This is a genomic window from Lysobacterales bacterium (assembly GCA_019634735.1).
In the GTDB taxonomy this organism is placed as follows: domain Bacteria; phylum Pseudomonadota; class Gammaproteobacteria; order Xanthomonadales; family UBA2363; genus Pseudofulvimonas.
Map to the genome: position 1 here is coordinate 70,222 of JAHCAT010000006.1, position 18,638 is coordinate 88,859.

13 protein-coding genes and 1 pseudogene are annotated in these 18,638 nt (G+C 72.0%); all 14 read right to left on the reverse strand.

The genetic code is table 11. From position 1 onward, the window contains the following. Positions 1-600: 600 nt before the first annotated feature. The 14 genes and pseudogenes from KF823_07340 to ftsL all read right to left on the reverse strand — a co-directional run bounded on the left by KF823_07340 (position 601) and on the right by ftsL (position 18,634). A complete protein-coding gene (locus KF823_07340; protein MBX3725718.1) occupies positions 601-1,161 on the reverse strand; it encodes a hypothetical protein in 561 nt (186 codons plus the stop codon). Positions 1,162-1,263: 102 nt separating this feature from the next. Beyond that, the gene (locus KF823_07345; GenBank protein ID MBX3725719.1) at positions 1,264-1,983 is read right to left on the reverse strand and encodes an HAD family hydrolase; all 720 of its coding nucleotides are present in this window, start codon (positions 1,981-1,983) and stop codon (positions 1,264-1,266) included. 552 nt (positions 1,984-2,535) lie between these two features. After that, complete coding sequence (gene pilB, locus KF823_07350) at positions 2,536-4,260, reverse strand: type IV-A pilus assembly ATPase PilB (GenBank protein MBX3725720.1); 1,725 nt, start codon at positions 4,258-4,260, stop codon at positions 2,536-2,538. Positions 4,261-4,615: 355 nt separating this feature from the next. After that, positions 4,616-5,800: a cell division protein FtsZ gene (gene ftsZ, locus KF823_07355; GenBank protein MBX3725721.1), complete on the reverse strand. Its 1,185-nt coding sequence runs from the start codon at positions 5,798-5,800 to the stop codon at positions 4,616-4,618. A gap of 176 nt (positions 5,801-5,976) precedes the next feature. Next, a complete protein-coding gene (gene ftsA, locus KF823_07360) occupies positions 5,977-7,215 on the reverse strand; it encodes a cell division protein FtsA (GenBank protein ID MBX3725722.1) in 1,239 nt (412 codons plus the stop codon). Beyond that, positions 7,212-7,997 carry a cell division protein FtsQ/DivIB gene (locus tag KF823_07365; GenBank protein MBX3725723.1) on the reverse strand — a complete coding sequence of 262 codons (786 nt, stop codon included), beginning with the start codon at positions 7,995-7,997 and terminating at the stop codon, positions 7,212-7,214. The genes ftsA and KF823_07365 overlap by 4 nt, the downstream gene beginning before the upstream one ends. Further along, entirely contained in the window at positions 7,994-8,935 is a 942-nt protein-coding gene (locus KF823_07370) for a D-alanine--D-alanine ligase (GenBank protein MBX3725724.1), read from the reverse strand. Before KF823_07370 ends, KF823_07365 begins: the two co-directional genes overlap by 4 nt. Next, complete coding sequence (locus KF823_07375) at positions 8,932-10,356, reverse strand: UDP-N-acetylmuramate--L-alanine ligase (GenBank protein ID MBX3725725.1); 1,425 nt, start codon at positions 10,354-10,356, stop codon at positions 8,932-8,934. Before KF823_07375 ends, KF823_07370 begins: the two co-directional genes overlap by 4 nt. Beyond that, on the reverse strand, positions 10,353-11,420 hold the full coding sequence (gene murG, locus KF823_07380; GenBank protein ID MBX3725726.1) for an undecaprenyldiphospho-muramoylpentapeptide beta-N-acetylglucosaminyltransferase: 1,068 nt from the start codon (positions 11,418-11,420) through the stop codon (positions 10,353-10,355). Before murG ends, KF823_07375 begins: the two co-directional genes overlap by 4 nt. Continuing rightward, on the reverse strand, positions 11,417-12,697 hold the full coding sequence (gene ftsW, locus KF823_07385; protein ID MBX3725727.1) for a putative lipid II flippase FtsW: 1,281 nt from the start codon (positions 12,695-12,697) through the stop codon (positions 11,417-11,419). The genes murG and ftsW overlap by 4 nt, the downstream gene beginning before the upstream one ends. Next, on the reverse strand, positions 12,697-13,782 hold the full coding sequence (gene mraY, locus KF823_07390) for a phospho-N-acetylmuramoyl-pentapeptide-transferase (protein ID MBX3725728.1): 1,086 nt from the start codon (positions 13,780-13,782) through the stop codon (positions 12,697-12,699). Before mraY ends, ftsW begins: the two co-directional genes overlap by 1 nt. Then, the gene (locus KF823_07395) at positions 13,772-15,127 is read right to left on the reverse strand and encodes a UDP-N-acetylmuramoyl-tripeptide--D-alanyl-D-alanine ligase (GenBank protein ID MBX3725729.1); all 1,356 of its coding nucleotides are present in this window, start codon (positions 15,125-15,127) and stop codon (positions 13,772-13,774) included. Before KF823_07395 ends, mraY begins: the two co-directional genes overlap by 11 nt. Beyond that, positions 15,121-18,389: pseudogene (locus KF823_07400) on the reverse strand (UDP-N-acetylmuramoyl-L-alanyl-D-glutamate--2,6-diaminopimelate ligase). The gene KF823_07395 and the pseudogene KF823_07400 overlap by 7 nt, the downstream one beginning before the upstream one ends. Beyond that, on the reverse strand, positions 18,386-18,634 hold the full coding sequence (gene ftsL, locus KF823_07405; GenBank protein ID MBX3725730.1) for a cell division protein FtsL: 249 nt from the start codon (positions 18,632-18,634) through the stop codon (positions 18,386-18,388). Before ftsL ends, KF823_07400 begins: the two are co-directional and overlap by 4 nt. Positions 18,635-18,638 lie beyond the last annotated feature (4 nt).

The window sequence follows — 18,638 nt, forward strand, 5'->3', positions numbered from 1 at the left end:
GACCCTCTCCCCCGGCCCCTCTCCCACAGGGAGAGCGCCGCCGCGCGCCGCGTCCGGGGGCCTAGGGAGCCGGGACCCGGGACCCGGAACCGGCACCGGCACCGGAACCGGAACCGGAACCGGAACCGGAACCGGCACCGGGGACCGGGGACCGGGGAACAGTACGCCTGGGCTTCAGACGGCGTTGCGCTGGGCCTCAGGTGCCGCCCTTCGCGGCAACTGATCGGTGCTTGCCGCCTCCAGCGTGGCTCGCCATCTGCCAGACGCGGACGGTCGGTGCGACGACACCGCACTTCTCCCCTCCCCCGCCTGCGGGGGAGGGGCGGGGGAGAGGGCTGCCCGGGCCAGCGCGCGCCGCTGGACCAGCAACGATGCAGATCATGGCAAGCCCCGACCCTCTCCCCCGGCCCCTCTCCCACAGGGAGAGGGGAGCACAGCGCGCTCCGCTCGCCGACCACCGAGTCCTGGTCCTCGGTCTCCGATCCTGGGCTGAGACACGGCGCTAGTCAGGTCTCCCAGAGGGAGAGCACAGCGCGCTCCGGGTCCAGGATCCCGGAGCTCGGGACTCGGCTCACCGAGTCCCGAGTCTCGGCCCCTTGATCACCGTAACTGCGCGATGTCCGCCGGCAGGGCTTCCTGTACGGTGCGATCGTCGTTGCGGCCCAACCAGCCGGCGAGGTCGTCGATGCGGCAGGCACGCTGCAGTTTGCCGTGGGCTTCGTCCCAGGCTTCCGGACCCAGCCGCTCGACCAGCCGCCGGTCGGCGAACACCATCGCCCGGGTGCTGTAGATCGCGTTGCCGGGCAGCCTGTCCCAGGTCGATTCGTACATCGGCAGACTGCCCATCATCAGGGCATACAGGCCGTCGACGCCGAGACCTTGGCCACCGCGGGCCGGACTGATGCGGATCAGCAGGGGTCGGCGCCCAGGCTGCACCTGGCCGTCGGTCTCGATGACGAAGGGAACCGCCATGCACCCGTACTGCGGCTCGCCCTCGCCACCGAGCAGTGCGGTCTGGGCGGTGCGCTCGTCGGCCCGCCAGTAGCGGTCCAGCTCGGCCTGGTCGACCACCACCAGTTCGTCGTCCTGGGCCGACACGGGCGGGACGAGGCACGCGGCAACAACCAGGATGAGGGGGCGCAGCAGGGTCGGGGCAGCCATGGCGATTCCGTGCAGGGAGGTTGGGGAGGCCGGCTCGCTCGCCGACGCAGGCGCACCTTAGCGGATCGCGACGCGCACCGGCAGCGCCGCGGCGCGCCTCGTTCAGGCAGTGGATGCACGCGCCGTCAGCTCGGCCAGCGCCGCGGGGATGGCCGCCGGACCATCGGCCAGGCACAGCCGCGGGTGGCCGGCTTCGACGCCGTGAGCGAGTTCGTGCGCCCAGGTAGTGTGATAGGGCACATGCACCGCCCAGCCGCCCAGGGCCAGCACCGGCTCGGCGTCCGAGCGCAGCGAATTGCCGACCATCGCGAAGCGCGCGGCGTCCAGGTCGAATTCGGCGAGCACCCGGGCATAGGCTGCCGGATCCTTCTCCGAGACGATCTCGATCCGGCGGAACAGCCCGGCCAGGCCGGATTGCGCAACCTTGCGTTCCTGGTGGAAAAGGTCGCCCTTGGTGATCAGCACCACCGGATGGCGTTCCGCGACCTCGGCGACCGCCTCGGCGATGCCCGGCAGCAACGCCACCGGGTGCTGGAGCACGGCCTTGCCCAGGTCGAGGATGCGGCCGAGATCGGCTGCGCCGATGCGCCCGTCGGTCAGGCTGATGGCGGTCTCCAGCATGGACAGCGTCATCGCCTTGGCGCCGTAGCCGAACAGCGCCAGGTTGGCGCGCTCGGTCTCGAGCATGCGTTCGTGCAGGCGGGCATCGCCGAGGTCCAGCCAGGCACCCATGATCGCCTCGAACTCGGCCTGGGCGGCGTCGAAGTACTCCTGGCTGCGCCAGAGCGTGTCGTCGCCGTCGAATCCGACCAGTTCGATCATGATGGGGCCTCGTCGTGGGGGCGGCATGGTCGCACAGTCGACGGCCCGAACAGGGCAGACGTCCTCCGCAACCGGCTTGCGCCCATCCGTCGCGCGCGCCGTTCTCCTGCTGACCCACCGCGCAGGCAGGGCACGGCAGGGGGAGATCGCGCGGACTCCCGGGGTGACTGTCCCGCAAGAGCGGCCCTACCCGGGAACCTTCTTGGAATCCGTGGCTTAGCGACGCGTTTTGGGGGCTGCAAAGCGCCCTGACGGTCGACAGGCCGCCCCGGTTCCGGGGAACAAGCGGGCAGTGCAGCAAACTGCAGAGGTCTCTCCCCCAGCCCCTATGCCGCGGTGAGGGTGAGGTCGTTCGGGCGGCTTCCCCGCAAGTGCGGCCCTCTCCCCCAGCCCCTCTCCCGCGGGGCGGGAGAGGGGAGCAGATCGCGCTCCGAATCCCGAATCCCGAATCCCAAATCCCGAATCCCGAATCCCGAATCCCGAATCCCGAATCCCGAATCCCGGGTCCCGGGTCCCGAGTCCCGAGTCCCGAGTCCCGGCTTTTCAGACCAACTACTCGATGGTCACCCGGTTGATCTCGGTGAGCGAGGTGACGCCGTCGATGGCCTTCTTGCGCGCCGACTGGCGCAGGTCCGGGATGCCGGCCTCGATGGCCGCCTTGGCGATCGCCAGGGTGTTGCCGCCCTCGAGGATCACCTTCTGGATCGACTCGTACATCGGCATCACCTGGTAGATGCCGGTACGGCCCTTGTAGCCTTCGTTGCACTGGTCGCAGCCGACCGCCTCGAACAGCGGCGGGTTGGAGGCCAGCTCCTGCTCGGTGAAGCCTTCCCGCATCAGCGCCTCCTTGGGCACCTGGACCTGCTTGCGGCAATCGTGCAGGCGACGGGCGAGGCGCTGGGCGATCACCAGGTTCACCGCCGAAACAATGTTGTAGGGCGCGATACCCATCACCGCCAGGCGCGCCAGGGTCTGCGGGGCATCGTTGGTGTGCAGGGTGGACAGCACCATGTGGCCGGTCTGCGCCGCCTTGATGGCGATCTCGGCGGTCTCGATGTCGCGGATCTCGCCGACCATGATCACGTCGGGGTCCTGGCGCAGGAACGAGCGCAGGGCCACCGAGAAGGTCATGCCGCGCTTTTCGTTGACGGCCACCTGGTTGATGCCGGGCACGCGGATTTCCACCGGGTCCTCGACGGTGGAGATGTTGCGGCCGTCGGTGTTGAGGATGTTCAGCGCGGTGTACAGCGACACGGTCTTGCCCGATCCGGTCGGACCGGTCACCAGAACCATGCCGTAGGGCTTGTTGATCGCCTCGACGAACAGCTCCTTCTGGAAATCCTCGTAGCCCAGCTTGTCGATGCCCATGCGGGCCGCGGCCGGGTCGAGGATGCGCAGCACCACCTTCTCGCCGAACAGGGTCGGGCAGGTGCTGACGCGGAAGTCGATCGACTTGGTCTTGGAGATGTTGAGCTTGATGCGGCCGTCCTGAGGCACCCGCTTCTCGGCGATGTCCAGGCCGGACATGACCTTGAGGCGCGAGCTGATGCGCGGCGACATCTTCGCCGGCGGCGCCGCCACCGGGCGCAGCACGCCGTCCAGGCGGTAGCGGACCCGGTAGTTGCCCTCGTAGGGCTCGAAGTGGATGTCCGAGGCGCCGCGCCGGATGGCGTCGAGCAGCACCTTGTTGACGAACTTGACGATCGGCGCGTCCTCGTCGCCGGTGGCGACGGCTGAGCTTTCCGATTCGTCCCGATCGGTGCCGACGCTGACACCCTCCAGCCCGCTGTCGCCGTCCGGGTCGAGGTCCGGCAGGTTGGCCTGGCGCTGGTCGAAGGCGGTCTCGATGGCGCGCTCGAGCTGGCCCTCGATGGCCAGCACCGGCGCGATGGTGAGGTTGGTCTGGAACGCGAAATCGTCGACGGCACGGACATCGGTGGGGTCGCTGATCGCGATGTACAGGACGTTGCCGCGCTTCATCAGCGGCATCGCCTTGTGCTTTTCGATGAGCTTGGCGTCGACCGCGTCGAACGGCGCGTGCTTGAGGTCGACGCCGCCGACGTCGATCAGCGGCAGGCCGAACTCGGTGGCCGCGCTGTGCGCGACGGCCAGGGGATCGGCAAGGTTCTTGCTCGCCAGGTAACGATGCAGCGGCACCCGGTGCTTGGCCGCCTCGTCCTGGGCGGCGAGCGCCGCCTTCTCTTCCATCACGCCATCGACGGCGAGCCGTCGCGCCAGGCCTCGCAGGCCCATCATCGTCTGTACTGCGGCAACCATCGGATCACGCCCCTGTGTTCGAGCCCGCCGCTCGTCGGTCCGACGAACGGCTATGCAGGCGCAGCATACGCCGGCCGGACCGGCCGGCAACAGGTTTCAGGCCGAAGATTGCAAACTTTCGTTAAATCCGTGATTTGATTCACAGTTGTGACCGGTCCTGAGCCCGGTTGGCCCTTGACAGAAGGGCCCCGGGACGACCCCGGCAGGGCTGTCGCCCCGGCCGGACCCGGACCAGAACCCGCCCCGCCGGCAGGAGGCGGCGGGACAGGGCGACGACCGGCGGCTTGGGCGGGCCGCCGGGGCGTCGGCCGCGGCGCGCTGCGCGCCCGCGGAGACCGATCCGGCCGTGGCCGGATCAGTCGGCCTGCTTGCGCAGGAAGGCCGGAATGTCCAGGTAGTCGATGCCGCCGGGCGACGGGACGCCGGCCGCGGCATCGGTGCCGCCCTCGGCGCCGACCATGACCGCCGGGCCGGTACCGGTGCGCAGCAGGTAGCCGGGCTGGATGGCCGGGGCCGACTCGGCCCCACCGCGGATCAGGGTCGGCCGGATGCGCGCGCCGTCCTTGAGCGGCTGCCGCGCGGCTACGCGGTTCAGGCCAGTGGCGACCACGGTTACCCGGACCTCGTCCTGCATCTCCATGTCGGTGGCGGTGCCGACCACCACGGTGGCGTCCTCGGAGGCGAACTCGGAGACGATCCGGCCGACCTCGTCGAACTCGCGCAGGGTCAGCGAGGGCCCGGCGGTGATGTTGACCAGGATGCCGCAGGCGCCGGACAGGTTGACGTCGTCCAGCAGCGGGTTGTTGATGGCGGCCTCGGCGGCGGCCTGGGCGCGATCGTCGCCGCGCGCGGTGCCGGTGCCCATCATCGCCATGCCCATCTCGCTCATCACGGTGCGCACGTCGGCGAAGTCGACGTTGATGACGCCGGGTCGGGTGATCAGGTCGGCGATGCCCTGCACGGCGCCCATCAGCACGTCGTTGGCGGCGCGGAAGGCGTTCACCAGCGACACCTCGCGGCCGAGCACGCTGAGCAGCTTCTCGTTCGGCACGGTGATCAGCGAGTCGACGAACTGGGTCAGCTCCTCCAGGCCCTTGTGCGCGACCTGCATGCGCCGGCGGCCCTCGAACGGGAACGGCCGGGTGACCACGGCGACGGTCAGGATGCCCATCTCCTTGGCGAGCTGCGCCACCACCGGCGCCGCGCCGGTGCCGGTGCCACCGCCCATGCCGCCGGTGATGAACACCATGTCGGCGCCCTTGAGCACCTCGGTGATCCGCTCGCGGTCCTCGAGCGCGGCCTGGCGGCCGACCTCGGGGTTGGCGCCGGCGCCCAGGCCCTTGGTGACGTTCGGGCCGAGCTGGAGCTGCACCTGCGCGCCGGTGCGCTTGAGCGCCTGGGCATCTGTGTTCATGGCGACGAACTCGACGCCCTCGACGTGGGCCTCGACCATGTGCGCGATGGCGTTGCCGCCGCCGCCGCCGATGCCGACCACCTTGATCGCGGCGTTGGCGCCGTCGCTGTCGATCAACTCGAACATGTTTGCGGTTTCCGTCTTCACTGCGACTCTCCTGCTTGTGTGTTGCTGGTCCTGCCCGTTGCGGCGGCCGGGGCCGCCGTTCCCTGGCAGCCTTGCGGCCGCCTCTTGTGCCTGCCGGCGGCCGCGTGGCCGCCGTTCGGAAGGCCGCCACCGCCCGCGGGCGGCGGCACGCCTGCCTAGAACTGCTTGCGGAACCAGCCGACCAGCCGGTTCCACGGGGAATCCGCGCTGCCCAGGGCGATCCGCCCGCGGCCGCGTCCGAAATGGCGCGCGCCGAAGCGCAGCAGCCCGACCCCGGTGGCGTGCACCGGGTTGTTGACGACCTCGCCCAGGCCCTCGACGCCGGCCGGCTGGCCGACCCGCACCGGCATCTGGAACAGCTCCTCGGCCAGCTCGACCACGCCCTCCATGCAAGCCGCGCCGCCGGTCAGCACGACGCCGGCGGCGACCAGGCTCTCGTAGCCGCTGCGCCGGATCTCGCCCTGCACCATCGAGAAGATCTCCTCGTAGCGGCTCTGCACGACCTGGGCGAGCATCTGCCGGGCGAGCCGGCGCGGCGGCCGGTCGCCGACGCTGGGCACCTGGATGGTCTCCTCGGCACCGGCGAGCTGGGTCAGCGCGCAGGCGTAGCGGACCTTGATCTCCTCGGCGTACTGGGTGGGCGTGCGGAACGCCTGGGCGATGTCGTTGGTGACCAGGTCGCCGGCGATCGGCAGCGAGGCGGTGTGGCGGATCGCGCCCTGGGTGTAGATGGCAAGGTCGGTGGTGCCGGCGCCGATGTCGACCAGGCAGACGCCCAGCTCCTTCTCGTCCGGGGTCAGCACGGCGTCGGCGCTGGCCAGCGGCGCGAGGATCAACTCGTCGATCGCCAGGCCGCAGCGGTTCACGCACTTGCTGAGGTTCTGCCGCGCCGACAGCGCGCAGGTGATCAGGTGGGCGCGGGTCTCCAGGCGAACGCCGGACATGCCGACCGGATCGCGGATGCCTTCCTGCTCGTCGATCGCGAATTCCTGGGGCAACACGTGCAGCACGCTCTGGTCGGCGGGCACCGCCACCGCGCGCGCGGCGTCCATCACCCGCTCGACGTCGCCAGGGGTGACCTCCTTGTCGCGGATCGCCACCACGCCCGGCGAGTTGCGGCTCTGCACGTGGCTGCCGGAGATCGAGGCGAACACCGAGCGGATCTCGCAGCCGGCCATCAGCTCGGCCTCCTCGATGGCGCGCTGGATCGACTGCACGGTCGACTCGATGTCGACCACCACGCCGCGCTTGAGGCCCTTCGACGGGTGCGAGCCGACGCCGATCACCTCGATCGCCTCGCCGGGCTGGTGTTCGGCGACGATCGCCACCACCTTGGAGGTGCCGATGTCCAGGCCGACCAGCAGCGCCTTGTCGGACTTGCCCTTCATGTTCATGCGTTGTCGCCCTGTTCGCGGGCGGGCGCCGCGGCGCCCGCCGGGGGAATGGCAGCGCCGTCGCCGGCGGCCGGTCGCGGCTCGCCCCAGGCCAGGGCGTAGCCGTTCGGATAGCGCAGGTCGGCGCGCACCAGCGGCCGTTCGGGCTGCGCGCGCAGCAGGCCAGGGGCGGTGGCCGCGAAGCGCGCCAGCCGCTGTTCGGCCTGGTCGCGGCCCAGCAGCAGCACGGTGCCGCCGGCCAGCTCGATGCTCCAGCTGCCGCGTTCGCTCAACCGGGTGTGCGACAACGCCAGCCCGGTGCCGGACAGGATCGCCTGGGCCCTGGCGTTGAAGTTGGCAACCTCGGCGACCCGCTCCTGCGGGCCGTGCAGGCGCGGCAGTCCGGCGATGTCCTCGATGCCGGGGACCTCGAACATCTGCCCGCCGCGCGACACCAGGGCGTCGTCGTTCCAGACCGCATAGGGCTGGTACTCGAGCAGGCGGACCACCACCGTGTCCGGCCAGCGCTTGCGCACCTCGACCGCCTCCACCCAGGGCAGCGCCGCCAGGTCGCGACGCAGCTCGACCAGCGAGAGCGCGAAGAAACCCCGTCCGGCATGGCGGGCGACCGCGTCCCGCACCGCCTCGGGCTCGACGTGGCGGTGCTCGGCGACCAGGTCCAGGTTGCGCAGCGGCCAGCGGTCGGAGGCGAACGAGCCGTTCAGCAGACCGACCACCGGCAACGCCAGCAGGCCCAGCGCGACGCACCAGGCCAGCAGCCGGATCCAGGCGCTGGCGTTCATCGGCGCTCTCCCGGCAGGCTGGTTTCCAGCACGCGCCAGCACAGTGCGTCGAAGTCCATGCCGGCGACCCCGGCCGCCTTCGGCACCAGCGAATGGCTGGTCATGCCCGGCGCGGTGTTGACCTCCAGCAGCCAGTTGCCGCCGCCGCGGTCGCGCATCACGTCGACCCGGCCCCAGCCGGTCACCGCCAGGGCCCGGAACGCCGCCAGGGCCAGCGCCCGCAGGTCGGCCTCGGCGGCGCCCTCAAGGCCGGGGCACACGTAGGTGGTGTCCTCGGCCACGTACTTGGCGTGGTAGTCGTAGAAGGCGCCGGCCGGCACGATACGGATGCTGGGCAGGGCGACGTCGTCGAGGATGGCGACGGTCAGCTCGTCGCCCTCGATCAGGCGCTCGACCAGCAGTTCGCCGTCGTAGCGGGCGGCCAGCGCCACCGCCCGGTCGAGGTCGGCTTCGGCATGGACGCGGGTGACGCCGACGCTCGATCCCTCATGGGCGGGCTTGACGATCACCGGCAGGCCGAGCGCGCGCACTGCCGCCAGCACGTCGTCGCCGGGACGCACCGCACGATAGGCCGGCGTCGGAAGCCCGATCGCCTGCCAGACCTGCTTGCTGCGCACCTTGTCCATGCTCAGCGCCGAGCCGAGCACGCTGGCGCCGGTGCACGGCACGCCCAGCGCCTCCAGCAATCCCTGCAGCACGCCATCCTCGCCGCCACCGCGGGTACCGTGCAGGATATTGAAGACGCGATCGACGCGGCCGGCGGCGATCGCCTCGACCAGGGCCGGGATGCCGTCGACCGCGAACGCCTCGATGCCGCTGCGCTGCAGGGACGCCAGCACGTTGGCGCCGGAATCCAGCGACACCTCGCGCTCGCTGCTGGTGCCGCCGAGCAGCACGGCGACGCGTCCGAAGGCGCGCGGGTCAGTGATGCGGCTCATGGCGCGTCCTTGGCGGCAAGCAGTCGGGCGGACGCCTGGCCGATGTCGCCAGCGCCCATCAGCAGGACCAGGTCGCCGTCCTGCAGCAGCGGCGGCAGCGCCGCCGCCAGCTCGCGCGGCGAGTCCACCAGCACCGGGTCGACCTTGCCGCGGGCGCGGATGGCGCGCGCCAGCGCGCGCGCGTCGGCGCCGGGGATCGGCGCCTCGCCGGCGGCATAGACCTCGGTCAGCACCAGCGCGTCGACATCGGCGAGCACGCGCGCGAAGTCGTCCAGCAGGTCGCGGGTGCGGCTGTAGCGGTGCGGCTGGAAGACCACCACCAGGCGGCGCTCCGGCCAGCCGCCGCGCGCGGCGTGGAACACCGCGGCCAGCTCGCTGGGATGATGGCCATAGTCGTCGACCAGCAGCACCCGGCGACCGCCGACGGCGACCTCGCCGTGCAGGTTGAAGCGTCGGCCGATGCCGGCGAAGCGCGACAGCGCCGTGGCGATGTGGTCGGCGTCGACGCCCAGTTGCCAGCCGACCGCGGCGGCCGCCAGGGCGTTCAGCACGTTGTGGCGGCCGGGCAGGTTGAGCTGCACCGGCAGCGGCGGTGCCTGCGGCAACTGCAGGTCGAAGTGCATCTGCATGCCGCGCTGGACGAGGCCGGTGGCGCGCACGTCGGCGGACTCCGACAGGCCGTAGGACATCACCGTCCGGGGCGCCTGCTCGGCCAGCCGGGCGACTTCCGGATCGTCCACGCAGAGCACCGCCAGGCCGTAGAACGGCAGCCGGTGCAGGAAATCGGAGAACGCCTGGCGAAGATGGTCGAAATCGCCGCCGTAGTGTTCGAGGTGGTCGGCGTCGATGTTGGTGACCACCGCGATCATCGGCGTCAGCAGCAGGAAGGAGCCGTCGCTCTCGTCGGCCTCGGCGACCAGGAAGCTGCCGCTGCCCAGGCGTGCGTTGGCGCCGGCGCTGAGCAACTGGCCGCCGATCACGAAGGTCGGGTCCAGGCCGCCCTCGGCCAGCACGCTGGCGACCAGGCTGGTGGTGGTGGTCTTGCCGTGGGTGCCGGCCACGGCGATGCCGCGCCGGAAGCGCATCAGCTCGCCGAGCATCTCGGCGCGCGGCACCACCGGCACGCGCTGCGCGCGCGCCCAGGCCAGCTCCGGGTTGTCGGCGGCGATCGCGCTGGAGACGACGACGACGTCGGCGCCCTGGGCGTGCTCGGCGCGATGACCGGTGTGCACGGTGATGCCCAGGCCCGCCAGGCGCGCACAGGCGCCGCCTCCATGCAGGTCGGAGCCGCTGACCGTGTAGCCCAGGGTGTGCAGGACCTCGGCGATGCCGCTCATGCCGACACCGCCGATGCCGACGAAGTGCACGTGGCTGAAGGCGCGGATGGTGCCGCCGCGATCCGCGAAGCGCTGCACGGTCATCGGGCCACCTCCAGGCAGGCGTCGGCGACCGCCTCGGCGGCATCCGGCCGGGCCAGGCCACGCGCCGCAACCGCCATCGCCAGCAACCGGACGCGGTCGCCGGCCAGCGCCGCGACCCGCGCGGCCAGCGCGGGCGGATCGAGGCGCGCCTGCGGCAGCAACTCGGCGGCACCGGCCTCGACCAGGGCGGCGGCATTGCGGGTCTGGTGGTCGTCGACCGCGTGCGGGTAAGGCACCAGGAGCGCGCCGACACCGGCGGCGCACAGCTCGGCCAGGGTCAGGGCGCCAGCACGGCACAGGACCAGGTCGGCCCAGCCGTAGGCAGCGGCCATGTCGGCGATGAACGGCTCGACCGTCGCCTCGACACCCGCTGCCGCGTAGGCCGACCGGGTGCCGTCCTCATGGCCGCGGCCGCACTGGTGGCGAACCAGCGGTCGCGCGGCCGGCGCCAGCCGGGCCAGTGCCGACGGCACCGCGGCATTGAGTGCGCCAGCACCGAGCGAGCCGCCAAGCACCAGCACGCGCAGGGGACCGCCGCGCCCGGCCAGGCGGGCCTGCGGCGCCGGCAGGGCGGCGATCTCCGGCCGCACCGGATTGCCGACCCACTGGCCGCCGCCGATGGCCTCCGGGAAGCCGGTCAGGACCCGCGCCGACCACTGGGCCAGCTTGCGGTTGGTCCAACCTGGCACGGCGTTCTGCTCGTGGACCAGCAGCGGCACGCGGCGCAGGTGCGCGGCCAGGCCGCCGGGGCCCGCCGCATAACCGCCGAAGCTGATCGCCGCGCGCGGGCGCAGCCGGCCGAACAGGCGCAGGGTGCGCGCCAGCGCCCGCAGCAGGCGCAGCGGCGCCAGCAGCAGGGTCGCCCTGGACTTGCCGCGCAACCCGCCGATCGGCACCGTGTGCAGCTCGATGCCGGCCGCCGGCACCAGGCGCGTCTCCATGCCGCCCTCGGCGCCCAGCCAGGCCACTGGCACGCCGCGCCGGACCAGCGCCTGCGCCACGGCCAGCCCCGGGAAGATGTGACCGCCCGTGCCGCCGGCCATGATCAGGACCGGGCGGCTCATGCCGGCAGCCCCAGCGAGGGTTCCAGCCGCCGGCGTCCGGGAACCGCCGGGATGCCGCCGATGCCGGCAACCGGCGGCAACGACGGCGCGACGGCCTGGTCGTCCTCGTCTTCGGGCCGGTCCGCGGCGGCCGCGGCGCCCCGCCGCTCGGCCTGGTCCAGTTCCCGGGCGCAGCGCAGGGCCAGGCCGAGGGCGGCGCAGGTCATCAGCAGGCTGGACCCGCCCGAGGAGATCAACGGCAGGGTCAGGCCCTTGGTCGGCAGCACGCCCATGTTCACGCCGACCGAGACCAGCGCCTGGGCGCCCAGCCAGAGGGCGACGCCGAATGCGCAGTGGCCGGCGAAGCGCAGGCCATGCTGCTGACAGCGGAAGCCGATCAGCAGCAGGCGCGCGGTCAGCCATGCGAACAGCGCCAGTACCAGCAGAACGCCGGCCAGGCCCAGCTCCTCGGCCAGCACCGCCAGGATGAAATCGGTGTGCGCCTCGGGCAGGTAGAACAGCTTCTGCACGCTGCCGCCCAGGCCGACCCCGAACCACTCGCCGCGGCCGATCGCGATCAGCGCCTGGGTCAGCTGGAAGCCATCGGCGAACGGGTCCTGCCAGGGATCCAGGAAGCTGTACAGGCGCTTGAGCCGGTACGACTCCGAGAACGCCGCCCAGACCAGCGCCGGCAGCAGGCCGGCCGCAAGCAGGGCCAGGCTGGAGAAGCGCGCGCCGCCCAGCCAGACCATGCCGACGGTCACCACCACGATCAGCACGGCGCTGCCGAAATCGGGCTGGACCATCAGCAGCGCCAGCAGGCAGCCGACCGCGAGGATCGGCCGGATCGCGCCGAGCACGGTCAGGCTGACGCTGTGCGACTGTCGCACCAGGTAGCCGGCCAGGTACAGGATCAGGAACAGCTTGACTGCCTCGACCGCCTGGAAATTGGTGATCCCCAGGCGGATCCAGCGGGTCGCACCATTGACGGTGTGACCTACACCCGGCACCAGGACCAGCACCAGCAGGGCCAGGCTGAGCCACAGCCAGCCCTGGCCGATCCGCTCCAGGCGCTCCAGCGGCCAGTGCGAGAGCACCAGCAGCACGGGCAGGCCGAGGGCGAGGAACATCAGGTGGCGGTTGAGGTAGTACCACGGGTTGCCGGCCTGCGCTTCGGCCACTGCGACCGAGCTGGAGGCGACCATCACCACGCCCAGCGCGACCAGCAGCAGGACCGGCAGCAGCAGCAGCCAGTCGATCCGGCCCTGCAGTTCGTCGTGGCGGCGGGCGTGGGCCATCAGCGGACCTTCAGCGTCGCCAGGCCGACCAGCACCAGCATCACCGAGATGATCCAGAAGCGCACGATCACGCGCGGCTCCGGCCAGCCCTTGAGTTCGAAGTGGTGGTGGATCGGCGCCATCCGGAAGATGCGCCGGCCGGTCAGCTTGTAGCTGGCCACCTGCAGCATCACCGAGACCGTCTCAAGGACGAACAGGCCGCCCATGACGATGAACACGATTTCCTGGCGGACGATCACGGCGATGGTGGCCAGCGCGGCGCCCACCGCCAGCGCGCCGATGTCGCCCATGAACACCATTGCCGGGTAGGTGTTGAACCAGAGAAAGCCCAGGCCTGCGCCGGCCAGCGCCGCCAGGAACACGGTCAGCTCGCCGGCGCCGGGGATGTGCGGGATCTGCAGGTAGCTCGAGAACACCGCATGGCCGGCCGCGTAGGCGAACACGCCGAGCGCGCAGGCGACCAGCACCGAGGGCATGATCGCCAGGCCGTCCAGTCCATCGGTCAGGTTCACCGCGTTCGAGAACCCGACGATCATGAAGTAGGCGATGACCACGAACAGGACGCCCAGCGGCAGCGCCACGGTCTTGAACAGCGGCACGTAGAGCTGCGTGTTGGCCGGCACGTCGGCGCTGAGGTACAGGGCCAGCGCCGCAGCCAGGCCGAACACGGTCTGCAGCAGGTACTTCCAGCGCGCCGGCAGGCCCTTGCTGTTCTTGAGGACAAGCTTCCGGTAGTCGTCCAGCCAGCCGATGAAGCCGAACGCCACGGTCACCGCCAGCACGATCCAAACGTAACGGTTGGTCAGGTTCGACCAGAGCAGGGTCGAGGCGACCAGGGCCAGCAGGATCAGGGCACCGCCCATGGTCGGCGTGCCGGCCTTGGCGAGGTGGGTCTGCGGGCCGTCGCTGCGGATCGGCTGGCCGCCGCCCTGGCGCGACTGCAGCGCGCGGATCACCCGCGGCCCCAGCCACAGCGACAGCGCAAGCGCGGTCAGGGCGCTCATGATCGCCCGGAAGGTCAGGTAGCCGAACACGTTGAGGGCGCCGAACTGGTCCTGCAGCAGGCGCGCGAGTTCAAGCAGCATCGGAATCTCCCCGCAGGGCCGCGACGACCCGCTCCATGCCCGCAGAGCGCGAGCCCTTGACCAGGCAGACCACGCCCGCGTGCAGTGCCGCCTGCAGCGAGGCGACCAGCGCCTCCAGCGTCTCGTGATGGCGGCCACCGGCGCCGAACGCGGCGCTCGCCTCGCGGCTGAGTTCGCCGACCGTGTCCAGCCGGGCCAGGCCGGCCTGGCGGGCGTGCCGGCCGATCTGCGCGTGCAGCGACGGCGCGTCGGCGCCAAGCTCGCCCATGTCGCCCAGCACCAGCCAGTGCTCGCCGGGCAGGCCGGCCAGGGTGTCGATGGCGGCAGCCACCGAGGCCGGGTTGGCGTTGTAGGTGTCGTCGACCAGGGCGTGACCGCCCGGCTGGCGGAGCAGGCGCAGGCGGCCGGCTACGCCGCTGGCCGCGGCCAGGCCATCGCGGATCGCCGCGAACGGCACCTCCAGCGCGCAGGCGATGGCGGCGGCGGCCAGGGCGTTCATCAGGTTGTGGCGGCCCGGCAGGGGCAGTTCGACCTCGCCCTCGCCGGCCGGACAGCGCAACCGGAACCGGCAGCGCTCGCCCAGCTCGATGGCGTCGGCCCCCACGTCGGCATCGTTCTGCAGGCCGAAGCGCAGCAGCCGGCGCGACGCCACCTGGCGCTCGAAGCGGCTGGCGTAGGCGTCGTCGGCGTTGATCACCGCCACGCCCTCGGCGGGCAGCGCCGCGTACAGCGCACCCTTGGTCTCGGCGACGCCGTCCAGCGAGCCCAGGCGCTCGAGATGGGCGGGGCCGACGTTGTTGACCAGGCCGATCGCCGGCTGGGCGATGGCGGCCAGGTAGGCGATGTCGCCGGGCTTGCCGGCGCCCATCTCGAACACCGCGTAGTCGTGGCCGGCATCGAGTTCGAGCACCGCCAGCGGCAGGCCGACCTCGTTGTTGCGGTTGCCGGGATTGGCGTGGCAGCGCCCGACCCGGGACAGGATCGCGGCGACCAGGGTCTTGACCGTGGTCTTGCCGTTGCTGCCGGTGATGCCGACCACCCGCGCCGGCATCCGCTCGCGATGCCGGCGCGCCAGCTCGCCCAGGGCGAGCAGCGGATCGGCGACCACCAGCTGCGGCAAAGGCATACCGGCATCGGCGGTGGCCACCAGGGCGCCGGCCGCACCTGCGGCTGCAGCCTGCGGCAGCAAGGCGTGGCCGTCGACGCGCTCGCCGCGCAAGGCGACGTAGAGCATGCCCGGCCGGAGCGTGCGGGTGTCGTGGCCGACGCCGTTCACCACGGCATCGGCGCCGGCAAGGCGACCGCCCAGCCAGAGCGCCAGCTCGGACAGGCGCGCGCTCAGCATGGCCAGGCCTCCAGGGCCGACCGCGCGTGGGCGGCGTCGTCGAACGGGCGGCGCTCGCCGTTGACCTCCTGCCAGGCCTCGTGACCCTTGCCGGCGACCAGGACGATGTCGCCCGGACGGGCGTCGGCGACTGCGGTGGCGATCGCCCGGGCGCGGTCGCGCTCGACGCGCACGTCGCCGGGGCGGCCGAAGCCGGCGAGGATCTGGGCGACGATGGCGTCGCCGGACTCCCGGCGGGGATTGTCGTCGGTGACCACCACCCGGTCGGCGAGCGACTGGGCGATCGCGGCCATCTGCGGGCGCTTGCCGGCGTCGCGTTCGCCGCCGCAGCCGAACACGCAATGCAGGCGGCCCTCGACGTGCCCGCGCAGCGAGCGCAGGGCCTGTTCGAGGGCATCGGGGCTGTGCGCGTAATCGACCACCACCAGCGGCCGCTCGCCGCCGCCGTAGTGGTTCATCCGGCCCGGCACGCTGACCAGGCCGGACACTGCCTGGGCGACCTGGTCGACCGGCCACCCGAACGCATGCAAGGTGCCGGCGACGCCCAGCAGGTTGGCGACGTTGAACCGGCCGAGCAGGGCGGCGTGGACATCGGCCTCGCCATCGGGCAGGTGCAGGCGGAAGGACAGGCCGGACATGTCGGCCTGCACGGCCGAGGCCCGGCATTCGGGTGGCGTGCCGCCGGCGCGATCGCCGCGGCCGCAACGCAGCAGGCGGACGCCGGCCGGCAGACGTCCGGCGAGCTCGCGCCCGAACGCGTCGTCGACGTTGATCACCGCCGCCGACAACCCCGGCCAGTCGAACAGTCGCGCCTTGGCGGCGCCATAGGCCGCCATGCTGCCGTGGTAGTCCAGGTGGTCGCGGCTGAGGTTGGTGAACACCGCGACCGCGAAGCGCACCCGGTCGACCCGGCCCTGGTCGAGCGCGTGGCTGGACACCTCCATCGCGACGTGGCTGATGCCCTCGTCCAGGAATCTGCGCAGCAGGGCGTGCACGGCCAGCACGTCCGGGGTGGTGCGTTCGCCCGCGTCCAGCTGCCCGGGGCGCCCGGCCCCCAGGGTACCGATCGTCGCCACGTCGATGCCGGCGCCGGCCAGCGCCTGGGCGATCATGTGCACGCTCGAGGTCTTGCCGTTGGTGCCGGTGACGCCGACCACGCCGAGCTCGCCGGACGGTGCGCCATAGGCACGCTCGGCGATCAGGCCGAGGTGGTCGCGCAGCATCGGCACCGGCAGCGCCGGCAGGCCGGCCAGTGAGGACTCCAGGTCGGCCGGCACCGGCGGCTCGTAGAGCACGCAACTTGCGCCGCGCGCACGTGCCTGTTCCAGGTGGGCCAGGCCGTGCCCCCGGGCGCCAGCGACGGCGAAGAAGGCATCGCCGGGACCGACCTGGCGGCTGTCCAGGCGCAGGTCCGCCGGCACCAGGCCGGCCAGCGCCGGCGGCGGCTCGATCAGGCCGGCCAGCAGTTGCGCGAGCGGCGGCATCCGGTGGCTCATGGCGGGTTCGGCGCGGCGAGTTCGGCGAGCTCGCCGGGAATGTCCTGGATCGCCTCGGCGGCGTCGCCGTGCTCCAGGGGCGCGACGTCGATCGCCGCCAGCACGCGGTCCGGCGGCACGTCCAGCAGGCGCAGTGCGCCAGTCATGACGCGCCCGAACACCGGCGCCGCCACCAGGCCGCCGTAGTAGTCGCGGCCGCGCGGATCGTTGACCACGACGACGCCGACCAGGCGCGGGTTGCTGGCCGGAACCATGCCGGCGAACACGCTGACGTAGCGGCTCTCGTAGCCGCCGGCGGTCGCCCGCCGCGAGGTGCCGGTCTTGCCCGCCACGGTGTAGTTGGGCACCGCCGCCCGCGTGCCCGAGCCTTCCGGCTCGGTCACCGTCTGCAGCATCGCGACGATCCGTTCGGACATCGCCGCGTCGAATACCCGGCGCGCCTCGCGCCGGGTGCCCCTGACGAAGGTCGGCGGCTGCAGGACGCCGCGGTTGGCCAGCGCGGCATAGCCCTGCGCCACCTGCAGGGCGGAGGTCGAGATCGCGTAGCCGTAGGACATGGTGACCTTGTGCAAGGTGCCCCAGCGCTGCGGCGGCGGCAGCACGCCGCTGGCCTCGCCGGGGAAGCCCGAGCCGGTCACCTGGCCGATGCCGATGCGGTCGAACACGCTCCACAGTTGCTGGTTCTCCAGCTCGAGCGCGATCTTGGCGGCGGCCACGTTGCTCGACTTGGTCAGCATCCGGGTCAGGTCGGTCGGCCCGAAGTTGCGGATGTCGCGCACCGTGTGGTTGGCGACCCGCAGGCTGCCGCCATGGGTGTCGATCACCGATTCCGGGGTGAACCGGCCGCTCTCCAGCGCCGCGGCCACGGTGAAGGCCTTGATCACCGAGCCGGGCTCGAACAGGTCGGTGACCGCACGGTTGCGGCGCTGCGCCGGTTCTGCCGCGCCCCGGGCGTTGTTGTTGTAGGAAGGCTGGTTGACCATCGCCAGGATCTCGCCGGTCGGCGCGTCCAGGATCACCATCGAGCCGGAGCTGGCGTTCTTCTCCAGGAGGGTCGCGGTCAGCTCGCGATAGGCCAGGTACTGGATGCGGCGGTCGATGCTCAGCACCAGGTCGCGGCCCGGTTCCGGGGGCCGCACCAGCTCGACGTTCTCGACCACCCGGCCGCGCCGGTCGCGGATCACCCGCTGGCTGCCCGGCTTGCCGGCCAGCCAGTGGTCGAAGGCCAGCTCCAGCCCCTCCTGGCCCTGGTCGTCGATGTTGGTGTAGCCCAGCACGTGCGCCATCACCTCGCCGGCCGGGTAGTAGCGCCGGAACTCGCGCAGGCTGTTGACGCCGGGAATGTCCAGGGCCAGCACGCGCGATGCCTGCTCGGGATTGAGATGGCGGCGCAGGTAGTCGAATTCGCGGCGGTTGGCGGCGCGCTCGGCCAGGCGCTCGCGCAGCGCGACCGGATCCAGTCCGAGCGCCTGCGCCAGTTCCGGTATCCGCTCGGCGTTCTCCATCAGCACCGGCGGATTGGCCCACAGCGATTCCACCGGGGTCGACACCGCCAGCGGCTCGCCGTTCCGGTCGAGTACCTGTCCGCGCGAGGTCGGGATCGCGATCTCGCGAAGGAAGCGGGCGTCGCCCTGGCGCTGGTAGAAATCCTTGCGCACCACCTGCAGGTCGACCGCGCGAACGACCAGGGCGAAGGTGGCCAGCGTGAAGAGCCCGGCCACGACACCCAGGCGCAGGCGCAGGCTGTTGCGCGGCCGCCGCCTCATCGGCGCACCACGACGATCTGCGCCGGCTCGGGCCGCACCAGGCCGAGCTCCTCGCGGGCGACCCGCTCGACCCGGCTCATCTCCGCCCAGGTCGCCTGCTCCAGCTGCAGTCTTCCGTACTCGATATCCAGGGCGTCGCGCTCGGCGTTCAGGGCGCGCAGTTCGATGTAGCGCTGCCGGCCCTCGTGGCGGACGTGCACCACGGCGATCGCGCTGGCGATGGCTGCGACCAGGGCGATCGTCATGAAA

Excerpts from the sequence above, each read along its gene's own strand:
- KF823_07395 (MBX3725729.1), bottom strand. The coding sequence starts at position 15,127 with ATGCTGAGCGCGCGCCTGTCCGAGCTGGCGCTCTGGCTGGGCGGTCGC.
- ftsA (MBX3725722.1), bottom strand. The coding sequence starts at position 7,215 with ATGAACATGAAGGGCAAGTCCGACAAGGCGCTGCTGGTCGGCCTGGAC.
- KF823_07370 (MBX3725724.1), bottom strand. The coding sequence starts at position 8,935 with ATGAGCCGCATCACTGACCCGCGCGCCTTCGGACGCGTCGCCGTGCTG.
- KF823_07340 (MBX3725718.1), bottom strand. The coding sequence starts at position 1,161 with ATGGCTGCCCCGACCCTGCTGCGCCCCCTCATCCTGGTTGTTGCCGCG.
- KF823_07345 (MBX3725719.1), bottom strand. The coding sequence starts at position 1,983 with ATGATCGAACTGGTCGGATTCGACGGCGACGACACGCTCTGGCGCAGC.
- KF823_07365 (MBX3725723.1), bottom strand. The coding sequence starts at position 7,997 with ATGAACGCCAGCGCCTGGATCCGGCTGCTGGCCTGGTGCGTCGCGCTG.
- pilB (MBX3725720.1), bottom strand. The coding sequence starts at position 4,260 with ATGGTTGCCGCAGTACAGACGATGATGGGCCTGCGAGGCCTGGCGCGA.
- mraY (MBX3725728.1), bottom strand. The coding sequence starts at position 13,782 with ATGCTGCTTGAACTCGCGCGCCTGCTGCAGGACCAGTTCGGCGCCCTC.
- ftsW (MBX3725727.1), bottom strand. The coding sequence starts at position 12,697 with ATGGCCCACGCCCGCCGCCACGACGAACTGCAGGGCCGGATCGACTGG.
- ftsZ (MBX3725721.1), bottom strand. The coding sequence starts at position 5,800 with ATGTTCGAGTTGATCGACAGCGACGGCGCCAACGCCGCGATCAAGGTG.
- murG (MBX3725726.1), bottom strand. The coding sequence starts at position 11,420 with ATGAGCCGCCCGGTCCTGATCATGGCCGGCGGCACGGGCGGTCACATC.
- ftsL (MBX3725730.1), bottom strand. The coding sequence starts at position 18,634 with ATGACGATCGCCCTGGTCGCAGCCATCGCCAGCGCGATCGCCGTGGTG.
- KF823_07375 (MBX3725725.1), bottom strand. The coding sequence starts at position 10,356 with ATGACCGTGCAGCGCTTCGCGGATCGCGGCGGCACCATCCGCGCCTTC.